At 72.0% G+C, this 21,561-nt stretch carries 15 protein-coding genes; 8 read left to right on the top strand and 7 right to left on the bottom strand.

Features of this window, described 5'->3' with window-relative positions:
* Window positions 1-14 precede the first annotated feature (14 nt).
* From DK427_RS15895 to DK427_RS15865, 7 genes are all read right to left on the bottom strand, one after another.
* A complete protein-coding gene (locus DK427_RS15895) occupies window positions 15-2,681 on the bottom strand; it encodes a nitrate reductase (protein ID WP_109952115.1) in 2,667 nt (888 codons plus the stop codon).
* Window positions 2,682-2,921: 240 nt separating this feature from the next.
* Complete coding sequence (locus DK427_RS15890; RefSeq protein ID WP_109952114.1) at window positions 2,922-4,523, bottom strand: sulfite reductase subunit alpha; 1,602 nt, start codon at window positions 4,521-4,523, stop codon at window positions 2,922-2,924.
* Window positions 4,520-6,310: a NirA family protein gene (locus DK427_RS15885; RefSeq protein ID WP_109952113.1), complete on the bottom strand. Its 1,791-nt coding sequence runs from the start codon at window positions 6,308-6,310 to the stop codon at window positions 4,520-4,522. The genes DK427_RS15890 and DK427_RS15885 overlap by 4 nt, the downstream gene beginning before the upstream one ends.
* 11 nt (window positions 6,311-6,321) lie before the next feature.
* Window positions 6,322-7,593 carry an NAD(P)/FAD-dependent oxidoreductase gene (locus tag DK427_RS15880; protein ID WP_109952112.1) on the bottom strand — a complete coding sequence of 424 codons (1,272 nt, stop codon included), beginning with the start codon at window positions 7,591-7,593 and terminating at the stop codon, window positions 6,322-6,324.
* A 445-nt stretch (window positions 7,594-8,038) separates the two neighbouring features.
* On the bottom strand, window positions 8,039-8,254 hold the full coding sequence (locus DK427_RS15875) for a hypothetical protein (RefSeq protein WP_109952111.1): 216 nt from the start codon (window positions 8,252-8,254) through the stop codon (window positions 8,039-8,041).
* A gap of 53 nt (window positions 8,255-8,307) precedes the next feature.
* Window positions 8,308-9,324, bottom strand: coding sequence for a CmpA/NrtA family ABC transporter substrate-binding protein (locus DK427_RS15870; RefSeq protein WP_109952110.1), 1,017 nt, complete (start codon window positions 9,322-9,324; stop codon window positions 8,308-8,310).
* Between the two features lie 18 nt (window positions 9,325-9,342).
* On the bottom strand, window positions 9,343-9,930 hold the full coding sequence (locus DK427_RS15865; RefSeq protein ID WP_109952109.1) for an ANTAR domain-containing response regulator: 588 nt from the start codon (window positions 9,928-9,930) through the stop codon (window positions 9,343-9,345).
* A gap of 264 nt (window positions 9,931-10,194) precedes the next feature.
* Between DK427_RS15865 and DK427_RS15860 the strand changes: the two genes are divergently transcribed.
* From DK427_RS15860 to DK427_RS15825, 8 genes are all read left to right on the top strand, one after another.
* Complete coding sequence (locus tag DK427_RS15860; RefSeq protein WP_109952108.1) at window positions 10,195-10,800, top strand: hypothetical protein; 606 nt, start codon at window positions 10,195-10,197, stop codon at window positions 10,798-10,800.
* Between the two features lie 145 nt (window positions 10,801-10,945).
* Window positions 10,946-12,844 (top strand): glycoside hydrolase family 15 protein, encoded by a 1,899-nt coding sequence (locus DK427_RS15855; protein ID WP_109952107.1) that lies wholly within the window; start codon window positions 10,946-10,948, stop codon window positions 12,842-12,844.
* Between the two features lie 30 nt (window positions 12,845-12,874).
* Window positions 12,875-14,950: a transketolase gene (gene tkt / locus DK427_RS15850; RefSeq protein ID WP_109952106.1), complete on the top strand. Its 2,076-nt coding sequence runs from the start codon at window positions 12,875-12,877 to the stop codon at window positions 14,948-14,950.
* Window positions 14,951-15,075: 125 nt separating this feature from the next.
* Entirely contained in the window at window positions 15,076-17,922 is a 2,847-nt protein-coding gene (locus tag DK427_RS15845; protein WP_109952105.1) for a bifunctional transaldolase/phosoglucose isomerase, read from the top strand.
* A gap of 45 nt (window positions 17,923-17,967) precedes the next feature.
* Entirely contained in the window at window positions 17,968-18,954 is a 987-nt protein-coding gene (gnd, locus tag DK427_RS15840; protein ID WP_109952104.1) for a phosphogluconate dehydrogenase (NAD(+)-dependent, decarboxylating), read from the top strand.
* A gap of 60 nt (window positions 18,955-19,014) precedes the next feature.
* Window positions 19,015-19,749 carry a 6-phosphogluconolactonase gene (gene pgl, locus DK427_RS15835; RefSeq protein ID WP_109952103.1) on the top strand — a complete coding sequence of 245 codons (735 nt, stop codon included), beginning with the start codon at window positions 19,015-19,017 and terminating at the stop codon, window positions 19,747-19,749.
* A 127-nt stretch (window positions 19,750-19,876) separates the two neighbouring features.
* The gene (locus DK427_RS15830) at window positions 19,877-20,227 is read left to right on the top strand and encodes a hypothetical protein (RefSeq protein ID WP_109952102.1); all 351 of its coding nucleotides are present in this window, start codon (window positions 19,877-19,879) and stop codon (window positions 20,225-20,227) included.
* A 150-nt stretch (window positions 20,228-20,377) separates the two neighbouring features.
* Window positions 20,378-21,424, top strand: a complete 1,047-nt coding sequence (locus DK427_RS15825) for an HD-GYP domain-containing protein (protein ID WP_109952101.1) — start codon at window positions 20,378-20,380, stop codon at window positions 21,422-21,424.
* Window positions 21,425-21,561 lie beyond the last annotated feature (137 nt).

The following is a 21,561-nucleotide window of genomic DNA, read 5'->3' as shown; positions in this document are numbered from 1 at the left end:
CGTCCAAAGTGCGGTCAGGCCGCCGAGCGCGCAAGCGCCGCGGGCAGCAGCTTGCGGATCTCTGGGATGCACGAGCCGCAATTCGTGCCGGCCCGGCAGGCCGCGCCCACCGCCTCGACGCTGTGGGCGCCCCCCGCGATCGCCGCCGTGATCGCGTCGAGCCCGACCCCGTGGCAGGCGCAGACCGTGGGGCCCGCCGCCGCGGTGGCGGCCCGGCCCGACAGCAGGGCGCGCCGCTCGGGGGCGTCGGGCGCGTCGGCGGCGAAGAGCGCCTTGGCGGCCTCCCAGTCGGGTTTCTGCTCGGCCGGCGCGTAGGCCAGGCAGGCGACGAGCCGTTCGCCGTCGTAGACGGCGCAGCGGTAGCGCCCGCGGGCGTGGTCGGCGTACTCGGCGAGCTCGTAGCCCTGGAACAGCCCGCGCATCAGCATCGCGATCTCGCGCGAGCCCTCCTGCGCGGCGAAGAGGAGGCCCCAGCCGCCCGTGACCGCCGCGCGCGCCCACCACCAGCCCTCGGGCGGGGCGACGCCCTCGCGGGTGAGCAGATAGCCCCGCGCCCGGTAGGCGACCGGTGCGACCGAGGCCGGCGTCGCCTTCAGCTCGGGCTGGCCGGAGACCGGGTCCGGCACGCCGCGCACCAGGGCGCCGACCCGGGCCTTCGAGGCGGTCGCGTCGCTCCAGTGCATCGGCATGAACAGGTTGCCGGGGGCGACCGAGGGCGTCACCATCACCTCCAGCTCCGCCGAGCCGTGCTCGGTCGAGACGGCCGCGATGCCGCCGTCGGCGAGGCCGTAGCGGGCGGCGTCGTCCGGGTGCACCTCGCAGAACGGCACGGCGCGGTGGGCCGAGAGGCGCTGGCTCTTCCCCGTGCGTGTCATCGTGTGCCAGTGGTCGCGGATGCGGCCGGTGTTGAGCACCAGCGGCCGCGCCTCGCTCACGGGTTGCGCCAGCGCCGGCGGCTGCACGGCGACGAAGCGGGCGCGCCCGTCGAAGGTGTAGAAGCGCCCGTCCGCGAAGAGCCTCGCCCTGGTCCCGCCGCGCTTCGGCAGCGGCCACTGCACCGGGCGGTTCACCTCGTAGGCGGCGTCCGAGATCTCGGCCAGCCCGCCGAGGTCGAAGTCGCGGCTGCCGTTGTTCTCGAAGGCCGAGAGGCCGGCATGCTGGCGGAACACGGCCGCCGCGCTGGTGAAGCTGAAGGCCTGCCCGTGGCCGAGCCGGCGCCCGACATCGGCCAGCACCGCCCAGTCGGGTCGCGCCTCGCCCGGCGCCTTGAGGAAGCGGCGCTGGCGCGAGATGCGCCGCTCCGAGTTCGTCACCGTGCCGTCCTTCTCGCCCCAGGCGAGCGCCGGCAGCAGCACGGTCTTCCGCCCCGTCGCCCGGGCTGTGTCGGAATCGGCCATCACCTCGGAGACGACGTAGAGGTCGAGCTTACTGACCGCCTCCCGGATCAGGTCGGCCCGCGGCATCGAGACCAGCGGGTTGGTGCCCATTACCCAGAGGGCCTTGATCTTGCCGCGCTGGATCGCCTCGAACAGGGCGACCGCCTTCATGCCCTCGCCCGTGATGATGTTGGGCGCGCGCCAGAAGCGGCGGACCCGGTCCACCTCCTCCGGCGCGAAATGCATGTGGGCGGCCAGCATGTTGGCGAGCCCGCCGACCTCGCGCCCGCCCATCGCGTTGGGCTGGCCGGTCAGCGAGAACGGGCCCATGCCGGGCCGCCCGATCCGCCCCGTGGCGAGGTGGCAGTTGAGGATCGCGTTGGCCTTGTCGGTGCCCTGGGCCGACTGGTTCACGCCCATCGAGAAGGCGGTGACCACCCGCTCGGTGCGGGTGAAGAGATCGTAGAAGCCGCCGATCTCGGCCTCCGAGAGGCCGGTGAGGGCGGCGACCGCGGCGCGGTTCGGCGCGATCAGCCGGGCGCGGTCAAGGGCCGCGTCGAAGCCCGCGGTGTGGTCGGCCACGAAACGGGCATCGAGCGCGCCCGTGTCGGCGAGGTGCACGAGGAGGCCCGAGAACAGGGCGGTGTCGCTGCCGGGCCGGATCCCGAGGAACAGGTCGGCCTCCTCGCCCGTCTGCGTCTTGCGCGGGTCGATCACCACGAGCTTGGTGCCGCGCTTGGTGCGGGCATCGACCATGCGGCGGAACAGGATCGGGTGGCACCACGCGGTGTTGGAGCCGGTGAGCACGATGAGGTCGGCCTCGTCCAGGTCCTCGTAGCAGCCCGGCACCGTGTCCGAGCCGAAGGCGCGGCGGTGGGCGGCGACCGCCGACGACATGCAGAGCCGCGAGTTGGTGTCGACGTGGGGCGTGCCGATGAAGCCCTTCGCGAGCTTGTTGGCGACGTAGTAATCTTCCGTGAGCAACTGGCCCGAGAGGTAGAAGGCGATCGAATCCGGTCCGTGCCGCTCGGCCGCCTTACGCAGGCCGCCCGCGACCGTGCCGAGGGCCGATTCCCAGCTCTGGCGCACCCCGTCGACCTGCGGTTGGAGCAGGCGGTTCTCCAGCGACAGGGTCTCGCCGAGCGCCGAGCCCTTCGAGCAGAGCCGGCCGAGATTGGCCGGGTGCTCCGGATCGCCCGCGATGGCGGCACCCCCCTGCCCGTCCGGCGTGGCGAGCACCCCGCAGCCCACCCCGCAATAGGGGCAGGTGGTGCGAACCGTCTGCTCCGGCACCGGCACGGTCATGGGTTCTTCCTCGGGCAGTCGTCGGGAGGTCGGCAGCAAGAGTCGGGCCGCCGGCCGTAGCTCTCCCTCCCCCCTCTGCGGGGGAGGGTGGCCCGGCCGTCAGGCCGGGTCGGGAGAGGGGAGCGACGGTGCAGAACCGCGCTCGGCATCGACGTTGAGCCGGAACCTGAAGCGGGGTTCCCCTCTCCCGCCTCGCTTCGCTCGGCACCCTCCCCCGCAGAGGGGGGAGGGTCGGGGTGGTCAGTACACGTCGGCCTGATACCGCCCGGCCTTCTTGAGCGCGGCCAGATAGGCCACCGCTTCGTCCGGGTTCTTGCCGCCGTGCTGGGCCGCCACGTCGATGATCGCGCGCTCGACGTCCTTGGCCATGCGCTTGGCGTCGCCGCAGACGTAGAAATGGGCGCCGCCCTCCAGCCACTTCCACAGCTCGGCGCCGTTCTCGCGCATGCGGTCCTGCACGTAGGTCTTCTCCGAGCCGTCGCGCGACCAGGCGAGCGAGAGGCGGGTCAGGACCTTGGCGTCCTTCAGCCCGTTCAACTCGTCCTTGTAGAAGAAGTCCGAGGCCTGGCGCTGGTGGCCGTAGAACAGCCAGTTGCGGCCCGGCGCCTCGGTGGCGGCGCGCTCGCGGAGAAAAGCCCGGAACGGCGCGATGCCGGTGCCGGGGCCGCACATGATCACGTCCTTCGAGAGATCCTCCGGCAGCGCGAAGCCGTGCGCCTTCTGCAGGTAGATCCGGACCTTGGTCTGCTCGGGGAGGCGCTCGCCCAGATGCGTCGAGGCGACGCCGAGGCGCAGCCGCGAGCGGTGATTGTAGCGCACCGCGTCGACCGTCAGCGAGACCTTGCCGACGTCCATCTTGGGCGAGGACGAGATCGAGTAGAGCCGCGGCTGCAACTCGTCGAGCGCCTCGAGGAAGACCTCGGCGTCGGGGCGCGCGCCCGGGAACTTGTGGAGCGCGGCCAGCACGTCGAGATACTGCGCGTCGCCGTCCGGATCCTCGCCGGAGGCCAGCGCCTGTGCCTTCTTGCGCTGGTCGCCCGAGGTGAGGAGCGAGAGGAGCTGGTAGAGCCCGTCGGGCGCCGCGCCCAGTGCGTACTCCGTGAGCAGGCGGTTGCGCAGGGTCTTGCCCCCGATCATCCGCTCGGGCCGGGCGCCGAGTTCGGCGATGACCGCGTCGACCAGCGCCGGAGCGTTGGCCGGGAAGAGCCCCAGCGAGTCGCCGACCACGTATTCGATCGGCGTGTCCTTCAGGTCGATCTCGATGTGCCAGGTCTCCTTCTCGCCGCCCGGCGCGTTGAGGCGCGTGCGGGAGAGGAAGGTGGCCTCGACCGGATTCTCGCGGCAGTAGCCGAGCGGCCCGAGCTCGACGGGCGCCTTCGGTGCATCGTCCGCCGCCTGCGCGGGGGCCGCGCCGCCGCCTGCGCCGAACGCCTCCTCCAGCTTCTTCAGCATCCGGAGCGTGTCCTTGCCGCCGGGCTGGCAGAGGTTCAGGCGCTCCTCCTTCTTCAGGAACAGTGCGTTGGCGTAGTCGGCGCAGTTGTAGCCGCACTGGCCGCAATCCTGCTGGGCCATGGCGGCCATCAGCTTCTGCGGCTCGGAACGGTCCTTGGCGAGGTCCATCCGGTCGGCCAGCGGCATGGAGGGATCGTGCCAGGGCGCGTCGTCGTTGTCGGCGAGCTTCGGGCCCGTCGCGGGGCCCTCCCCCGGCGCCAGCGCGGTCGCACCCGGCACCGCGGGACCGAGGAGCGCCGCGAAGTAGCCGGAGAGCCAGGCGCGCTGGTCCGGGTCGAAGGGTGCGGTCTCGGGGATCAGAACGAGGGGGGGCGAGACATGCTGGGTCATGCGGCGGCCTTCAGGGCGGGCTGTTCCTCGGCGGCGTCGCGGAGCGATTCCGCGCTGATGCGGGCGGTGAAGGACTGGAAGCTCTCCTCCGGGCCCTGGCGGCGGGCGAGATAGGCGCGCAGCAGCGCCTCGACGCGAGAGGGGCAATCCTCCGCCTTGACCGCCTTCCAGATCTCGGTGCCGATCTTCGGGTTCTCGGCGAAGCCCCCGCCGACCACGATGTCGTAGCCCTCGACGGTGTCGCCCTCCTCCGAGACGACGACCTTGGCGCCGATCAGGCCGATATCGCCGATGTAGTGCTGGGCGCAGGAGTGGTGGCAGCCGGTGAGGTGGACGTTCACCGGCACGTCGAGCTCCGTCACGGTCGCCTCGACGTGGTCGGCGATGAGCATCGCGTGGCCCTTGGTGTCGGAGGCGGCGAACTTGCAGCCGCGCGCGCCCGTGCAGGCGACGAGCCCCGAGCGGATGCCCGCGGCCTTCACCGAGAGGCCGAGCGCCAGGACCCGGGCCTCGACCTCGTCGACACGCGCATCCGGCACGCCCGAGAAGATGAAGTTCTGCCAGACCGTCATGCGGATCTGGCCATCGCCGCACTCCGCCGCGATCTTGGCCAGACCTCGCATCTGGTCGGAGGTCATCTTGCCGACGGGGAGCACCACGCCGACCCAGTTCAGGCCGGGCTGAACTTGGCTGTGCACGCCCACATGGCTGAAGCGGTCGGTCGGCTTGCGGGGCGCGACGTGCTCCGGCGCGACCCGGTCGAGCTTGCGCCCGAGCTTCTCCTCGACGGCGGCGAGGTACTTCTCGAAGCCCCAGGCGTCGAGGACGTACTTCATCCGGGCCTTGTTGCGGTTCGTCCGGTCGCCGTTCTCGATGAAGACCCGGATGATCGCGTCGGCGACCCGGTTGCAGTCCTCGGGGCGCAGCACCACGCCGGTGTCGCGCGCGAGGTCCCGGTGGCCCGAGATGCCGCCGAGCACGAGGCGCATCCACACGCCCGGCTCGACCGAGGCGCCCTCCAGCACCTGGATCGCCTGGAAGCCGATGTCGTTCGTCTCCTCCAGCGCCGGCATCACGCCGCCGCCGTCGAACGAGACGTTGAACTTGCGCGGCAGGCCGTAGAGCGAGCGGTCGTTGAGGATCCAGTTGTGCCAGGCCTTGGTGAGGGGCCGCGTGTCCAGCAACTCCTGCGCGTCGATGCCGGCGGCGGGCGAGCCGGTGACGTTGCGGATGTTGTCGGCGCCCGCCCCTTGCGCGGTCAGGCCGAGATCGGTGAGCCCGTCGAGGAAGGGCTGGGCGTGCTCAGGACTGATCTCGCGCACCTGCAGGCCGGCGCGGGTGGTGACGTGGCCGTAGCCGCCGCCATGCGCGTCCGCGAGGTCGGCGATGCCGGCGAACTGCCAGTGCTGCAGGATGCCGTTCGGCACCCGGATCCGGCACATGTAGGAGGTCTGGTTCGGCGCGACCCAGAACATGCCGTGGTAGCGCCAGCGGAAATTGTCCTCGGGCTTGGGCTGCTTGCCGGCCGCCGCCTCGGCTTTCAGGCGGTTGTGCCCGTCGAAGGGGTTCTCGGCCCGCTTCCACTTCTCCTGGTCGCAGAGCTTGCCGCCGTCCTTGATCGTGCGGTCCTGCGCCTTGATGTGGATCGCGTCGGGACCCGTGGGCTCGGCCGGGGGCGCGCCGGCCCCCTGCCCGATCGCGAGGCCGCCCGTCAGCCGGGCCGCCGCGATGCCGGAGGCGAAGCCTTCGAGGTAGCGCTTCTGCTCGGCGTTGAAGTTGTCAGCCATGGTCGCTTCCTTCACGCAGCGAGGGCTTCGGGCGCCGGGCGCCCGAACATGAGGTCGTCGAGATCGCCGCCGACCGGCTCTCCGGTGCGGATCAGGCGCTTGCACAGGGCCTGCTCGCCGATGTCGCCGACGAAGACCGCGCCGATCAGGCGGCCGTCCGCGACGAGGAGCTTGCGGTAGAGGCCGGCGCCCGGATCCGAGAGCACGACCGCCTCGGCGTTCTCCGGCGTGTCGACCACGCCCGCCGAGAAGACCGGCAGCCCCGAGACCTTGAGGCTGGTGGAGAGCGCGGTGCCCGCGTAGCTCGCCGCCTCGTCCGCGAGGTGGCGCGCCAGCGTGTCGGCCTGCTCGTAGGCGGGCTCGACGAGGCCGTAGATCTGGCCGCGGTGCTCGGCGCACTCCCCGAGCGCAAAGATGCGCGGGTCGGAGGTGGTCATGCGGTCGTCCACCGTGATGCCGCGCGCGACCGTGAGGCCGGCCTCGCGGGCCAGCGCGACGGAGGGGCGCACGCCCACCGACATCACCACGAGGTCGGCCGGCAGCACCTTGCCGTCGGCGAGGCGCAGGCGCTCGACGCGGCCCTCGCCCTCGACCGCGGCGGTGTCGGCCTTGAGCAGGACCTTCACGCCCCGCGCCTCCATGGCGCGCTTCACGAGGTTCGCCGCCGCGTGGTCGAGCTGGCGCTCCATCAGGCGGTCCATGACGTGCAGCAGCGTGGTGTCGACGCCGAGCCGGGCGAGCCCGACCGCGGCCTCGAGTCCCAGCAGGCCTCCGCCGATCACGACGGCCCGGGCGTGCTCCACCGCGGCCTTGCGGATCGCCGCGACGTCGGCGAGGTCGCGGAAGGTGATGACGCCCGGCAGCTCCATGCCGGGCTTCGGCAGGCGGATCGGGGTCGAGCCCACCGCCAGCACGAGCTTGTCGAAGGGCAGGACGTGGCTCTCGCCGACGATCGCCAGCCCGTTCTCGCGGTCGATGGCGGTGACGGGCGCGCCCGTGATCAGGCGGATGCCGTGCTCGGCGTACCAGTCGAGGCCCCGGAAGGCGCAGGCCGCCTCGTCCACCTCGCCGCCGAGCAGCGAGGAGAGCAGGACCCGGTTGTAGGCGGCGACCGGCTCTGCGCCCACCACGGTGACGTCGTAGCGCCCGGGCGAGCCCTCGGTCAGGCGCTCCAGGAAGCGGAGCGAGGCCATGCCGTTGCCCACGACCACGAGGCGCTCGCGGGTCAGGCCCGCCTGGGGCGGAGACTGCGCGCCCGCCGGATCCGTCCGGAATGTTGCCATCGCCTGAAGGGTCTCGATCCTCGAAGACAGGGAGGGGCGGACCGCCCAACAAAAAGCCGCTGACCGTTCGCCCCAGCGCGGCTCCCACCGTCTGCGCGCGAACCGGATCAGCGGCCTCGCTGACGGTGCTGTCCGTCGCCGTTGACGAACACGATCCTCCAGGCAGTTTCCGTGCCAGACGGGCCGGGCCGATCCCAAGTGGCCGCGCCAGCTTGGAATTCTTCGCATGCCGGGCAGGCGCGCGCCGCCGCCGGCAGCGGGGCGTGCGGTGCACAAAATTGAGGCGAATGGATTCGATGCGGGCAGAGCGCCCGGTCAGGCCAGCGTCTGCAATGGGACGGTCGCCGGGATCCGGAAGACCGAGCACCGCCGTGCGGCTTCGGCACGAGGGAAGCGGCTCGTCAGGGCACGGGCGCGTGTCGGGCGACGCGTGCCGGGCCGATGCTCAGATGAGGGCGGAGACCGCCGCGATCAGGCCGAAGACGGGGCCGATGCCGACGAGGAGCGCCCAGTGCCAGAGCACCGGCCCGGCGGTCCGGCGGTTGTCGTTGACGGGCCGGGGCGGTCGGGCGCGGAGCCTGACATAGTGCGACAGCACCACCCGACCGTCCGGCGGACGGTGCGTGGTCGGGAAGGTGTCGAGCTTGCGGCATCCGGGCATGGCGGACCTCAACGTCCGGACCGCCGCTCCGTTCCACCGGAGCGCGGGCCCGCTCAGCCTACCCCGTCCGGGCAGGCATCGGCCAGGATGTCGGGCCGGTAGAGGGCGAGGGCGGCGGCTTCCGGGTCCGGCCCCGGCGGGATCTGCCCGGCCGCCCGCATCTGGGCGAGCAGCCAGCGCGCCTGCCCGGGCTGCGGCGCCTGGGCCTCCGCGCCGAAGCGGATGTAATCCGGCACGCTTCGGGGCGCCGAGCCGACCGTCAGGTCGCCCGCGAGCGTGCGGCCGATCAGCTCCGCGTCGAGGCCGAGATAGGTCCGCCCGGCGAGGCGGTGGGCGAGCTCGGCCCGGTTCTCCGGCTCGGCGCACCACAGGCCGGCCCGCGCCACCGCGCGCACCAACGGCAGCGTCGCGCCGTCGTGCCTGCGCGAGACCGCCAGGACCTTCTCGGGCGCGTCCGGGGCGAGATCGCGGCCGAGCGCCGCGATGCGCCCGATCCCCGCCGCCACCGCGACGCCGTTCCAGGGCGCGCCGGCGCAGAAGCCGTCCACGAGGCCGCGCCCGAGCGCCTCGACGCTGTGCTGGGGCGGGACCACGACGAGCCGCGCCAGCCCGATGTCGAAACCGCCCCGCTCGGCGAGGAGCCGGAGCTGGTAGGTGTGGCAGGAGAAGGGATGGACGGTGCCGAGCGTGAGCGGCCGGCCCGCCTCGGCCCTGGCCCGCGCCACCCGGCCGAGGGCGTGGGCGACCGCGTCGAGGTCGTCGCCCTCCGGCGCCATCGCCTCCCAGAGCGCGTTCGTCACCGTGACGGCGTTGCCGTTGAGGCTGAGCCCGAGCGGCACCATCAGCTCCGCGGGCGGCCCCGAGAGGCCGAGCCCGCTCGCCAGCGCGAGCGGCGCCAGCATGTGGGCCGCGTCGAGATGGCCGAGGGCGAGCCGGTCGCGCAGGGTGGCCCAGGAGGGTTCGGGCGAGAGGTCGAGGTCCAGCCCCTCCGCCCGGGCGAAGCCGAAGACGTGGGCCGCGATGAGCGGGGCGGCGTCGCAGAGCGGTACGTATCCGACGTGTAGTCTCATCTGTGGAGGCCCATCGTCCTATCCCAGCAGGTCCGCGGTGGTGACGATGGCGCGGGCGATGTCGGCGATCTTGCGCTTCTCGTTCATCGCCTTGCGGCGCAGCTGCTTGTAGGCCTCCTCCTCGCTGAGGCCCTTCAGGTTCATCAGGATGCCCTTGGCGCGCTCGATCAGCTTGCGGTCGGCCAGCTCGCCCCGCGCCTCGGACAGCTCGCGCTGGAGCCGCGCGAAGGCGTTGTGGCGCAGGATCGCGATGTCGAGGATCGAGCGGATCCGCTCGGGTCTCAGCCCGTCCACCACGTAGGCGGAGATCCCGGCATCGACCGCCGCCTGCATCATCGCGGCGTCCGAGCGGTCGACGAACATCGCCACCGGCCGCTCCGCCTGCCGGGTGACGCTCGACATCTGCTCCAGGATGTCCCGACTCGGGCTCTCCAGGTGGATCACCACCACGTCGGGCGCGAGCGCGGCGACGCGCTCCATCAGGTCGGCGGTGTCGGGCACGACCACGACGCGCCCGATCCCGGCGGCGCGCAGGCCCTCCTCCAGGATGGCGGCGCGGGCCCGGCTCGGGTCGATCACGGCGACGGTGAGGCTGGTATCTGTCATCGCGGCCCGGTTCCGGCCAAGTCCCTGAGGCTTCTCGCGCCGATCACTGCTCTCGTCCTTGGCGGGCCGCGGGCGCGGGGCGATCGGCTGTCGCGACACGCTCTTATGCTCTGCCATGGGCAACGCAAGGCACATGCCCGTGTCGCCCGCCTCTCCCGCGGCGCGCGGTTGCACGATGATACGCGACGGCCCAGCTTCCGCCGCAAAGGAAGCTGCATTCTCGGGAATCGGCGGCGCGGATCGCGAGGTGGATCGGTGAGTCGGATGCTTGGACAGGACCCGCTGCGGGACAGCCAGGGACCCCGTCTGTCCCTCCCCTTCCTGCCGACGCTCGTCACCGCGGTGCTGATCGGCGCCGGCTCCCTGCTCTGCCGCGGCCCGGCCGCACCGCCGCCGGAGGCGCGCGTGGACGCGCAGGCCTTCGCGCCGGCCGCGTCCCTGCCCGGCCCCGCCCCCCGCGCGCCCGCCGCGCTGGTCTTCGCCGAGCACTTTCCGCTGAGCACAGCCGCGGCCGGCATGGCCTGGGAGCCGCCGGTCCAGGCGCGGCCGTCCCCCGCGCCGCGGGTCGCCGCGGCGCCCGCGCGTCGGCCGGTGGCGGCGCAGCTGCCACCCCGCCGTCCGGAGGCCGTCGTCGCCCGCGCGGCCGAGCCGGAGCTGACCTCCGTGGCCATCTCCCAGCCCTGGCTCGTCCCGCCGGCGGCTATCCCGGACGGCGAGGCCGAGGAGGAGGGGCTGCCCGCGCTCGCCCTGCCCTTCGCACCGGCAGCCCAGAAGGCCGCCGAAACGGTCGGCGAGGCGGTCGGCTACGTGCGCGGCCGCGCCGCCGCGCTGGGCGGCTCGGTCTCGATCCTCGTCGACCGGCTCCGCTGAGCCGCTGCGGGCCGCTCGCTCCGGGCCGCGTGCCTGAGGGGGTACCCCCAAAGGGCTGCGCCGAGTTCGCCGCGGCTCCGCTCTGGACCCGCCCGCGGGCCGAACTAGGTGCGGTGCATCACGGGCACCCGCAGATTCCGTTCCCATGGCCGCACGCATCGAGGATTACGCGCTTGTCGGCGACGGGCGCACCGCCGCCCTGATCAGCCGCGCCGGCAGCGTTGACTGGCTCTGCTTCCCGCGCTTCGATGCCGCCGCCCTGTTCGCGGGCCTGCTCGGCACCGACGATCACGGGTTCTGGCAGCTCGGGCCGGTGGCCGAGCACGCCGAGACCACCCGCGCCTACCGCGACGGCACGCTTATCCTGGAGACGCGCCACAGGACGCGCGAGGGCGAGGTCAAGGTCACGGACTTCATGCCGGCCGAGGACGGCTCGCACCTGATCCGTCTGGTCGAGGGCCTGAGCGGCAAGGTCGCGATGCGCACGGAGCTGGCGGTGCGCTTCGATTACGGGCTGGCCGTCCCCTGGGTCTCGCGCAGCGAACTCGACGACCTGCGCATGATCTCTGGCCCCCACAAGGTGGTGCTGCGCACGAACGTCCCCTTCCGCGGCTCGCACCGCCAGACCACCGTTTCCGAATTCACGGTGCACGAGGGCGAGACCGTGCGCTTCGTGCTGAGCTACGGCCCCTCGCACGAGGACGATCCGCCCCCCGTCGAGCCGCGCCGGGTGCTGGCCGCCACCGCCCGGTTCTGGCGCGACTGGTCGCACCATTGCGCGCGCGGCACGCCCTGGGACGACATCCTCAAGCGCTCGCTCCTCACGCTCAAGGCGCTGATCTACCGCCCCACCGGCGGGATCGTGGCGGCGCCCACCACCTCGCTGCCCGAGCAGCTCGGCGGCGTGCGCAACTGGGACTATCGCTTCTGCTGGCTGCGCGACTCGACCTTCACCCTCCTAGCGCTGATGGATTCGGGCTACATCGAGGAGGCGCGTGCCTGGCGCGACTGGCTGACCCGGGCGGTCGCCGGCAACCCGCAGCAGGCCCACATCCTCTACGGCATCGCGGGCGAGCGCCTGCTGCCCGAGATTGAACTCGACTGGCTGCCGGGCTACGAGGGCTCGAAGCCCGTGCGGGTCGGCAACGCGGCGATCGAGCAGTTCCAGCTCGACGTCTACGGCGAGGTCTTCGACGCGCTCTATCAGGCCCGCCAGCGCGGCATGCCGGAGGACCGCGAGGGCTTTCGCGTGGGCCGCGCCCTGATGAACCATCTCGACCGGGTCTGGCGCGAGCCCGACGAGGGCATCTGGGAGGTGCGGGGCGGGCGCCGGCACTTCGTGCACTCGAAGGTGATGGCCTGGGTCGCCTACGATCGCGCCATCCGCAGCTGGGAGGCGATCTGCGAGGCCGGCACCGCGCTCAGCCCGAGCGGGCGCCGCCTGCCCGACCCGCCGCTGGCGGAGTGGCGCGCGACCCGCGACGAGATCCACGCCGAGGTCTGTGAGCGGGGATTCGACAGGGAGCTGAACAGCTTCGTGCAGTTCTACGGCTCGAAGGACCTCGACGCGAGCCTGCTGCTGATCGCCCATATGGGCTTCCTGCCCCAGGACGACCCGCGCGTCGTCGGCACCGTGGAGGCGATCGGCCGCCACCTGATGCGCGACGGCTTCATCCTGCGCTACGAGACCCACGACCAGAGCACCGACGGCCTGCCCGGCGGCGAGGGCGCCTTCCTGCCCTGCAGCTTCTGGTACGCCGACAACCTGATCGGTCTCGGCCGCCGCGACGAGGCGCGCGCGCTGATCGAGCGCCTGATCGGGATCTGCAACGACGTTGGGCTGGTTTCCGAGGAGTACGACGTTCAGGCCAAACGCCAGGTGGGAAACTTCCCTCAGGCGTTCACGCATGTTGCGCTCGTCAACACCATCCTCAATTACAGCCGCACGGAAGGCCCGGCCAGGGAGCGCGGCGGGGCGGACGGCGCGGGCCCGGGCGAGACGATCCCGGCGGAGGCCCGCATCGCCGCATCGCCCGCGCTCTGAGCGCCCCACCGGTTTTGAGAGGCTGACACGATGAGCGGAGCAGACACCGTCGCCAGGACGGGCTTGAGCGAGACCGAGACGCTGGCGGTCAACACGATCCGCACGCTCGCGATCGACGCGGTGCAGCGGGCCAATTCCGGCCATCCGGGCGCCCCGATGGCGCTCGCGCCGGTCGCCTACACCTTGTGGAACCGATATCTCCGCTACGACCCTGCGCATCCGCACTGGCCGAACCGAGACCGCTTCGTGCTCTCGGCGGGCCACGCCTCGATGCTGCTCTACGGGCTCCTGCACCTCGCCGAGGTGGCCGAGAAGGATGGCGGTAACGCCCCGGCCATCTCGCTCGACGACATCAAGAAATTCCGGCAGCTCGACAGCCGCACGCCGGGCCATCCCGAGTACCATTTCACCACCGGCGTCGAGACCACGACGGGGCCGCTCGGCCAGGGCGTGGCGAACTCGGTCGGCATGGCGATGGGCGGCCGCTTCCTCGGCGAGCGCCTGAACAAGACCGACCTGCCGCTGTTCGACTACAACGTCTACGCGATCTGCTCGGACGGCGACCTGATGGAGGGCGTGGCCTCGGAGGCCGCCTCGATCGCCGGGCACCTGCGCCTCGCGAACCTCTGCTGGATCTACGACAACAACACCATCACCATCGAGGGCCACACCGAGCTCGCCTTCGGCGAGGAGGTGGCGACGCGCTTCCTGGCCTATGGCTGGCAGGTGCTGCGGGTGGCCGACGCCAACGACGTGCACGCGATCGCGGCCGCGCTCGAGACCTTCCTGCAATCGAGCGACCGGCCGACGATCATCATCGTCAACTCGATCATCGGCTACGGCGCGCCGACGAAGCAGAACACCGCCAAGGCGCACTCGGACGCGCTCGGCCCCGACGAGGTCAAGGGCGCCAAGCGCGCCTACGGCTGGCCTGAGGATTCCGAGTTCCTGGTGCCGGAGGGCGTCAAGGAGGTGTTCCGCGATGGCATCGGCAAGCGGGGCGCGGCCCTCTACGACCAGTGGCAGGGTTTTCTCACCGCCGCCAAGCAGGGCGATCCCGAGCACGCCGAGGCGCTCGACGCCTTCTTCGAGGGGCGGCTCCCCGAGGGCTGGGATAAGGACATCCCGGTCTTCGAGGCCGACGCCAAGGGGCTCGCCACCCGCGAATCGTCGGGCAAGGTGCTCAACGCCATCGCCAAGCACGTGCCGTTCCTGCTCGGCGGCTCGGCGGATCTGGCGCCGTCCAACAAGTCGAACCTCACCTTCGAGGGCGCGGGCTCGCTGACGCCCTTCGAGCCGGGCGGGCGCAACATCCATTTCGGCGTGCGCGAGCACGCGATGGGCTCGATCGTGAACGGGCTCGGCCTCTCGGGGCTCCGGGCCTACGGCGCGACCTTCCTGGTCTTCGCCGACTACATGCGCCCGCCGATCCGGCTCTCCGCCCTGATGGAGCTGCCGATCTTCCACATCTTCACCCACGACTCGATCGGCGTGGGCGAGGACGGGCCGACCCATCAGCCCGTGGAGCAGCTGCTCTCGCTGCGCTGCATCCCCGGCCTCGTGACGCTGCGCCCGGCCGACGCCAACGAGGTGGCCGAGGCCTACCGGGTGATCTTCAGCCTGCGCAACCAGCCGGCGGTGCTGGCGCTCTCCCGCCAGCCGCTGCCGACGCTCGACCGCTCGAAGTACGGGCAAGCCTCCGGCACCGCCAAGGGCGGCTACGTGCTGGCCGACAGCGAAGGCGCCCCGGAGGTGATCCTGATCGGCACCGGCTCCGAGGTGCAGCTCTGTGTCGGCGCCTACGAGGCGCTGAAGGCCGAGGGCGTGCGGGCCCGCGTCGTCTCGATGCCGTCCTGGGACCTGTTCGAGCGCCAGGACGAGGCGTACCGGAACAGCGTGCTGCCGCCCGAGGTTCTGGCGCGCGTGGCCGTCGAGCAGGGCTCGGTGATCGGCTGGGACCGCTACACCGGCTCCGCGGGGGCGATCGTCGGCATGCACACCTTTGGAGCCTCGGCCCCGATCAAGGACCTGCTGACGAAGTTCGGCTTCACCCCCGACAAGGTGCTGCAGGCCGCCCGCGACCAGATCGCCAAGCACAAGAAGTAGGCCCGAAAGTCGGGCCGCAGAGCGGGCCGCCCCCTGGGGTGGGGCGGCCCGCGCCCCTACATCGTCCGTAGGCCCCGTCCGGGGCGGCGCCCGTCTCGCGCCCCCCATTCATCCGAGGGATCGACATGAACGCGCTCAAGGCCCTGCATGCGGAACAGGATCAGGCGGTCTGGCTCGATTTCGTCGCGCGCGGCTTCATCGCCAAGGGCGAGCTGAAGGCGCTCGTCGAGCGGGACGGCCTGCGCGGCGTCACCTCGAACCCTGCGATCTTCGAGAAGGCGATCGGCCACTCGGACGAGTATGACGCGAGCCTCAAGGCCGTGATGGAGCAGGGTGATTCCCGCGTCATCGACCTCTACGAGGGGATGGCGGTCGAGGACATCCAGAACGCCGCCGACGTGCTGCGCCCGGTCTACGAGGCGAGCGACGGCGCCGACGGCTACGTCAGCCTGGAGGTCTCGCCCTACCTCGCGCTCGACACCGAGGCGACGCTCGCCGAGGCGCGGCGCCTCCATCAGGCGGTCTCGCGCGACAACCTGATGGTGAAGGTGCCCGCGACCCCGAAGGGAATTCCGGCGATCCGCCAGCTGACGGCGGAAGGCATCTCGATCAACGTCACGCTGCTCTTCTCGCAGGTGGAGTACGAGAAGGTCGCCCGCGCCTTCGTGGAAGGACTGGAGGCGCGCGCCAAGGCCGGCCACGACGTCTCGCGGATCGCGAGCGTGGCGAGCTTCTTCATCAGCCGCATCGACAGCCTCGTCGACAAGCTCCTCGACGAGAAGATCGCGGCCGCCAACGACCCGGCGACCAAAGCCGCGCTCGAATCGCTCAAGGGCAAGGTCGCGATCGCGAACGCCAAGCTCGCCTACCAGCGCTACAAGGCGATCTTCGCCGAGGCGACGTGGACCGCGCTCGCTGAGAAGGGCGCCAAGGGGCAGCGTCTGCTCTGGGCCTCCACGGGCACCAAGAACAAGGCCTATTCCGATGTGCTCTACGTCGAGGAGCTGATCGGCCCGAACACCGTCAACACCATGCCGCCCGCCACGATGGATGCCTTCCGCGACCACGGGCAGGTGCGCGCCACCATCGAGGAGGATCTCGACGGCGCCCGCGCGGTGATGAGCGCGCTGGACAAAGCCGGCATCGATATCGAGGCGGTGGCTCGGCAGCTCGTGGACGAGGGCGTGCAGCTCTTCATCGACGCCGCCGACAAGCTCCTCGGCGCGGTCGCGGGCAAGCGCGCAGCGCTCCTCGGCCACCGGCTGAACGGCCAGAGCTTCGCCACCGCGGAGGACTTGGAGAAGGCGACCGCCGAGGTGGTCGAGTCCTGGCGCGCGAGCGGCGCGATCCGCCGGCTCTGGGCCCACGACAGGACCGTCTGGTCGGGTGCCGACGAGGACAAGTGGCTCGGCTGGCTCCGCATCGTCGAGGATGAGCGGGAGAAGGCCGGCCAGTACGCCGAGTTCAGTGCCTGGGTGAAGGGCCGCGGCTTCAGCGACGCCGTGGTGCTCGGCATGGGCGGCTCCAGCCTGGGGCCGGAGGTGCTGAGCCTGACCTACGGCAACCGCGACGGCTTCCCGCGGCTCCGCATCCTCGACTCGACGCATCCGGACGAGGTGCGCGCCGTCGAGGCGGCGGTCGATCTGCCCAACACGCTCTTCATCGTCGCCTCGAAGTCGGGCTCGACGCTGGAGCCGAACGTCTTCCGCGACTACTTCCTCGGCCGCATGAAGGAGGTCGTCGGCGACAGGGCCGGCTCCCACTTCGTGGCGATCACGGATCCCGGCTCCGCCATGGAGCAGGCCGCGAAGGACGATCGGTTCGAGAAGATCTTCCACGGGGTGCCGCAGATCGGCGGGCGCTACTCGGTGCTCTCGGCCTTCGGGCTGGTGCCGGCGGCGGCCATCGGCATCGACGTTGCGGAGTTCCTGGACTGCGCCCGCACCATGGTGCGCTCCTGCGGGCCGGCGGTGCCCCCGTCCGAGAACCCGGGCGTGCGCCTCGGCGCGCTGCTCGGCACGGCCGCACTCCAGGGCCGGGACAAGGTCACGCTGGTGGCCTCGCCCGGCATCGCGAGCTTCGGCGGCTGGGCCGAGCAGCTCATCGCCGAATCGACCGGCAAGCAGGGCAAGGGTCTGATCCCGATCGACGGCGAGCCGGCGGACGTGCCGGCGGCCTACGGCCACGACCGCGTCTTCGTCTATCTGCGCCTCGACGGCCACGCCGTGACCCAGCAGGACGAGGCCCTGCGCAGCCTGGAGCGCGAGGGGCACCCGGTGGTGCGGATCAGCCTCGACAAGGTCGAGCAGTTGCCGCAGGAATTCTTCCGCTTCGAGATGGCGACGGCAGTGGCCGGCGCGGTGCTCGGCATCAACCCGTTCGACCAGCCCGACGTCGAGGCGAGCAAGGTCGAGACCAAGAAGCTGTTCTCAGCCGCGGAAGAGAGCGGGTCGCTGCCCGCCGAGGCGCCGCTCTACGAGGACGAGGGCATCGCGCTCTACGCCGACCTCGCCAACGCCGAGGCCCTGGGCCCCGCGGCCGACGGGCTCGACCCGGCGCTCCACGCCCATCTCGGCCGCCTCAAGGCCGGCGACTACCTCGCGCTGCTGGCCTACCTGCCCCGCAGCGAGGCCAACCACGCCGTGCTGCAGGAGGGCCGTCTCGCCGTGCGCGACGCACGCCACGTCGCGACCTGCCTGGAGTTCGGGCCGCGCTTCCTCCACTCGACGGGGCAGGCCTACAAGGGCGGGCCGGACACGGGCGTGTTCCTGCAGATCACCGCCGAGCCCACGGCCGATCTCGCGATCCCCGGGCGCAAGCTCGGCTTCGCCACGGTGGTGGCCGCGCAGGCGCGGGGCGATTTCTCCGTCCTTGCCGAGCGCGGGCGGCGGGCGCTCCGGGTCCACATCAAGGGCGATCTCGACGCGGGGCTGAAGCGCGTCGCGGCGGCGCTGAAGGCGGCGATCGGCTGATCTCCGTCCCGAACCAAACCGGGGGCGATCTAAGGAAGGGCAGCGATGCAACTCGGCATGATCGGCCTCGGCCGGATGGGCGGCAACATCGTCCGCCGCCTCCTGCGGGACGGGCACTCAGCGGTGGTCTACGACCGCGACCCCAAGACGGTCGCGGCCCTCGTCGAGGCGGGCGCCACGGGCGCCGACAGCCTGGAGGACCTCGTCGCCAAGCTCGAGGCGCCCCGCACCGCCTGGGTGATGCTGCCGGCCGGCGCCATCACCGAGGAGACGGTGAAGCAACTCGGCGACCTGATGGCGCCCGAGGACACGATCATCGACGGCGGCAACTCGTTCTACGGCGACGACGTGCGCCGGGCGGCCGAGCTGCGGCCCAAGGGCCTCCACTACGTCGATGTCGGCACGTCCGGCGGCGTCTGGGGGCTGGAGCGCGGCTACTGCATGATGATCGGCGGCGACAAGCCGACCGTCGACCGGCTCGACCCGATCTTCAGGACGCTGGCGCCCGGCGCCGGCGAGATTCCCCGAACCCCGGGCCGCGAGGGTCGCGATCCGCGCGCCGAACTCGGCTACATCCACGCGGGACCCTCAGGGGCCGGCCACTTCGTCAAGATGGTCCACAACGGCATCGAGTACGGCCTGATGCAGGCCTATGCCGAGGGCTTCGACATCCTTCGCCACGCCAATGCCGAGAGCGTGCCGGAGGCGCGCCGCTACGAACTCGAACTCGGCGACATCGCGGAGGTCTGGCGGCGGGGCAGCGTGATCTCCTCCTGGCTCCTCGACCTCACGGCCAGCGCGCTCGCGGGCGACGAGCACCTGGAGGACTATTCGGGCTTCGTCGAGGATTCGGGCGAGGGCCGCTGGACCATCAACGCGGCCGTCGAGGAGGGGGTGCCGGCCACCGTCCTGTCGAACGCCCTCTATCGCCGCTTCCGCTCCCGCGAGCAGGAGAGCTACGCCGACAAGCTGCTCTCGGCGATGCGAAAGGGCTTCGGCGGCCATCTGGAGCCGAAGCAGCCGAAGATGTGAGGAACCGCGGCCCCCGCCGCGGGATAGCCGAACAGACGACGGACCCGCCGAAGGACCCCCATGCCGAGCCACCTGCCCCCGGGCGCCCAGGTCCTGCCCGATGCCGACGCGGTCGCCCGCGCGGCGGCCGACCATCTGGTGGCGGTCTGCGCCGAGGCGCCCGGGGACCGGATCGCGGTCTGCCTCTCGGGCGGCTCGACGCCCAAGCGCCTCTACGAGCTGCTGGCCGGGCCCGATTACGTCGATCGCCTGCCCTGGGCCCGGCTGCACTGGTTCTTCGGCGACGACCGGGTGGTGCCCTGGGACGACGCGCGCAGCAACGTCCGCATGGTGCGCGAGGCCTTCGGACACGGGGCGCCGGTGCCGGAGACGCACCTGCACTTCATCCCCTCCGATCTCGGGCCCGAGCGGGGCGCCGAGGCCTATGCCCGCGCGCTCCTCGACTTCTACGGCGCCGACCGGCTCGATCCCGCCCGGCCGCTCTTCGACCTCGTCCTGCTGGGCCTCGGCGAGGACGGGCACACCGCCTCCCTGTTTCCCGGCAAGCCCGCCCTCGCCGAGCGGGAGGCGCTCGCCGTCGCAGTGCCGGAGGCCGGGCTCGCGCCCTTCGTGCCGCGCATCACCCTGACCCATCCGGCGCTCGCCTCCGCGCGCTGGTCGCTCTTCCTCGTCACCGGGGCGGGCAAGCGCGAGGTGCTGCGCCGCCTCCGCGCGGGCGAGGACCTGCCGGCAGGCCACGTGACCAGCCTCGGCCGGCTGGTCTGGCTGGTGGACGAGGCCGCTGCCGGGGCCTGAGCGAGGCCGCGTCACGCTTCGTTGACGCAGAGAAGCGGGATTCTCGCGCACGGCGGCGAACGGCCTTGATTCCGCCGCGGCGTCGGGGTCCGGTGGGGCGACCGATTTGCCGGGCCGACGACCCCCGATGACCGAAGATCTCGCGCCCTCGCAGCGCCCGACCGCGCGCGGCCTCTTGTTCCGCCGCCGCAGCCGGATCTCGCCCGGCCCTCTCCGCCCCGTGCAGCGGCGCGCGGGCGGCGGCGTGGCCGCCGGCATGCTCACCGGCGCGCTGCTCGGTCTCGCCTTCCTGGCCGCCTTTACCCTGCCCTTCGTGCGCGTGGGCGGTTCTCCCGGTGAGAGCGAGGCCAGGGCACGCGGGGCTGTCCGGGCCTCCGCGGTCGGGGATGCGTCGGAGCCGGGCGGCGGGCGATCGACGTCGGAGCGCACCGTTGCTGCCGAGATGTTGGACGCCCCCGGCCGCGGCGGGACGAATTAACGCCGCTTTCGGCATAGCCGGGACCTGAGATGGACGCGCTGCAGGATTGGCTTGGGGAACGACCGGGTCGATGCGATACAGCTTTTGCCCGGTCTGGTGCCTGAAGACGACAGATACGGCATCCATCTACAATCGTTCCGTACATCGGGCATGCTTCTCCTCCTCACCGACCGGCCGGACCGGAACATCGCCCTGGCGCAGCTTCTCGAGCAGATCGCGCCCTGCCGTGTCTCGACCGTTCAGGGGCGCTTTCCCGGGCGCATCGAGGCCCCACTCGGCCTCGTTGCCGATATCGACCTGCTCCAGCCGGCCGCCGCGCGCAGCCTGCGCACCCTCCGGGCGGCGGCGGGCGGGGCGCGCACGCCGCTCATCTGCCTGATGCGCAGCATGGGGGAGCGCAGCCTCGCGGAGGCGCGCAGCCTCGGGGCCGAGCTCTGCCTGCCCGGCGACACGCCGGTCCGCACCGTGGCGCAGGCGGTCCTGGCCCATCTGCGGCCCGCCCCCGTCGGCATCGAGGCGGTCGTCGCCCGCAGCGCCGTCGAGACCGGCACGGTGATCACCGGCCTGCTCGACGCCGTGCGCAACGGCGAGGCGGTGCAGCTCGCCGCGGTCGACGAGGGCCTGACGCCCGTGCTCACCGCGGTCGAGACCGGCGGCCTCGACCGCTGGCTCGCCACCGTGCGCAGCTACGACGACGCCACCTACCAGCACTGCCTGCTGGTGACCGGGCTCGCCGCGACCTTCGCGATCGACCTCGGCTTCTCCGAGCGCGACCGGCACCAGATCGTGCGCGCCGCCCTGGTGCACGACGTCGGCAAGGCCCGCATCCCCCTGGACATCCTGAACAAGCCCGGCCGCCTGGGCCCCGCGGAGCAGGCGGTGATGCGCTCGCACGCCGCGGTCGGCCACCGCATCCTCGTGGAGGCGGGCGGGTTCGACGCGCTGACGCTCGACGTCGTCCGCCACCATCACGAGGCGCTCGACGGCTCCGGCTATCCCGACGGCCTCGCGGGCAGCGCGGTCAGCGATCCGGTGCGCCTCGTGACGATCTGCGACATCTACGCCGCCCTCGTCGAGAGCCGGCCCTACAGGGTGCCGATGCCGAGCGGTCAGGCCGTCGACGTGCTGCTGGGCATGCCGGACAAGCTCGACATGGCGCTGGTGCAGGCGTTCGCCCGCAGCGTGTCGGGGACCTGAGGCAGGCGTGCGACCTTTTGTCCTAATCGTGTCCCGTGCCGGCCCATACCGGGCGACGCCTTCGGCCATGTCCGGAAAATTGTGACCGAAGGTTGTGTAGTATATCCTTCTTCATCTCCGGTTGTGTGGTGTGTTAT

Origin of the sequence: Methylobacterium radiodurans, assembly GCF_003173735.1 — a bacterium.
In the GTDB taxonomy this organism is placed as follows: Bacteria; Pseudomonadota; Alphaproteobacteria; order Rhizobiales; family Beijerinckiaceae; genus Methylobacterium; species Methylobacterium radiodurans.
Note: the sequence above shows the minus strand (reverse complement) of the source record. Positions and strands in the feature narration are given on the sequence as shown.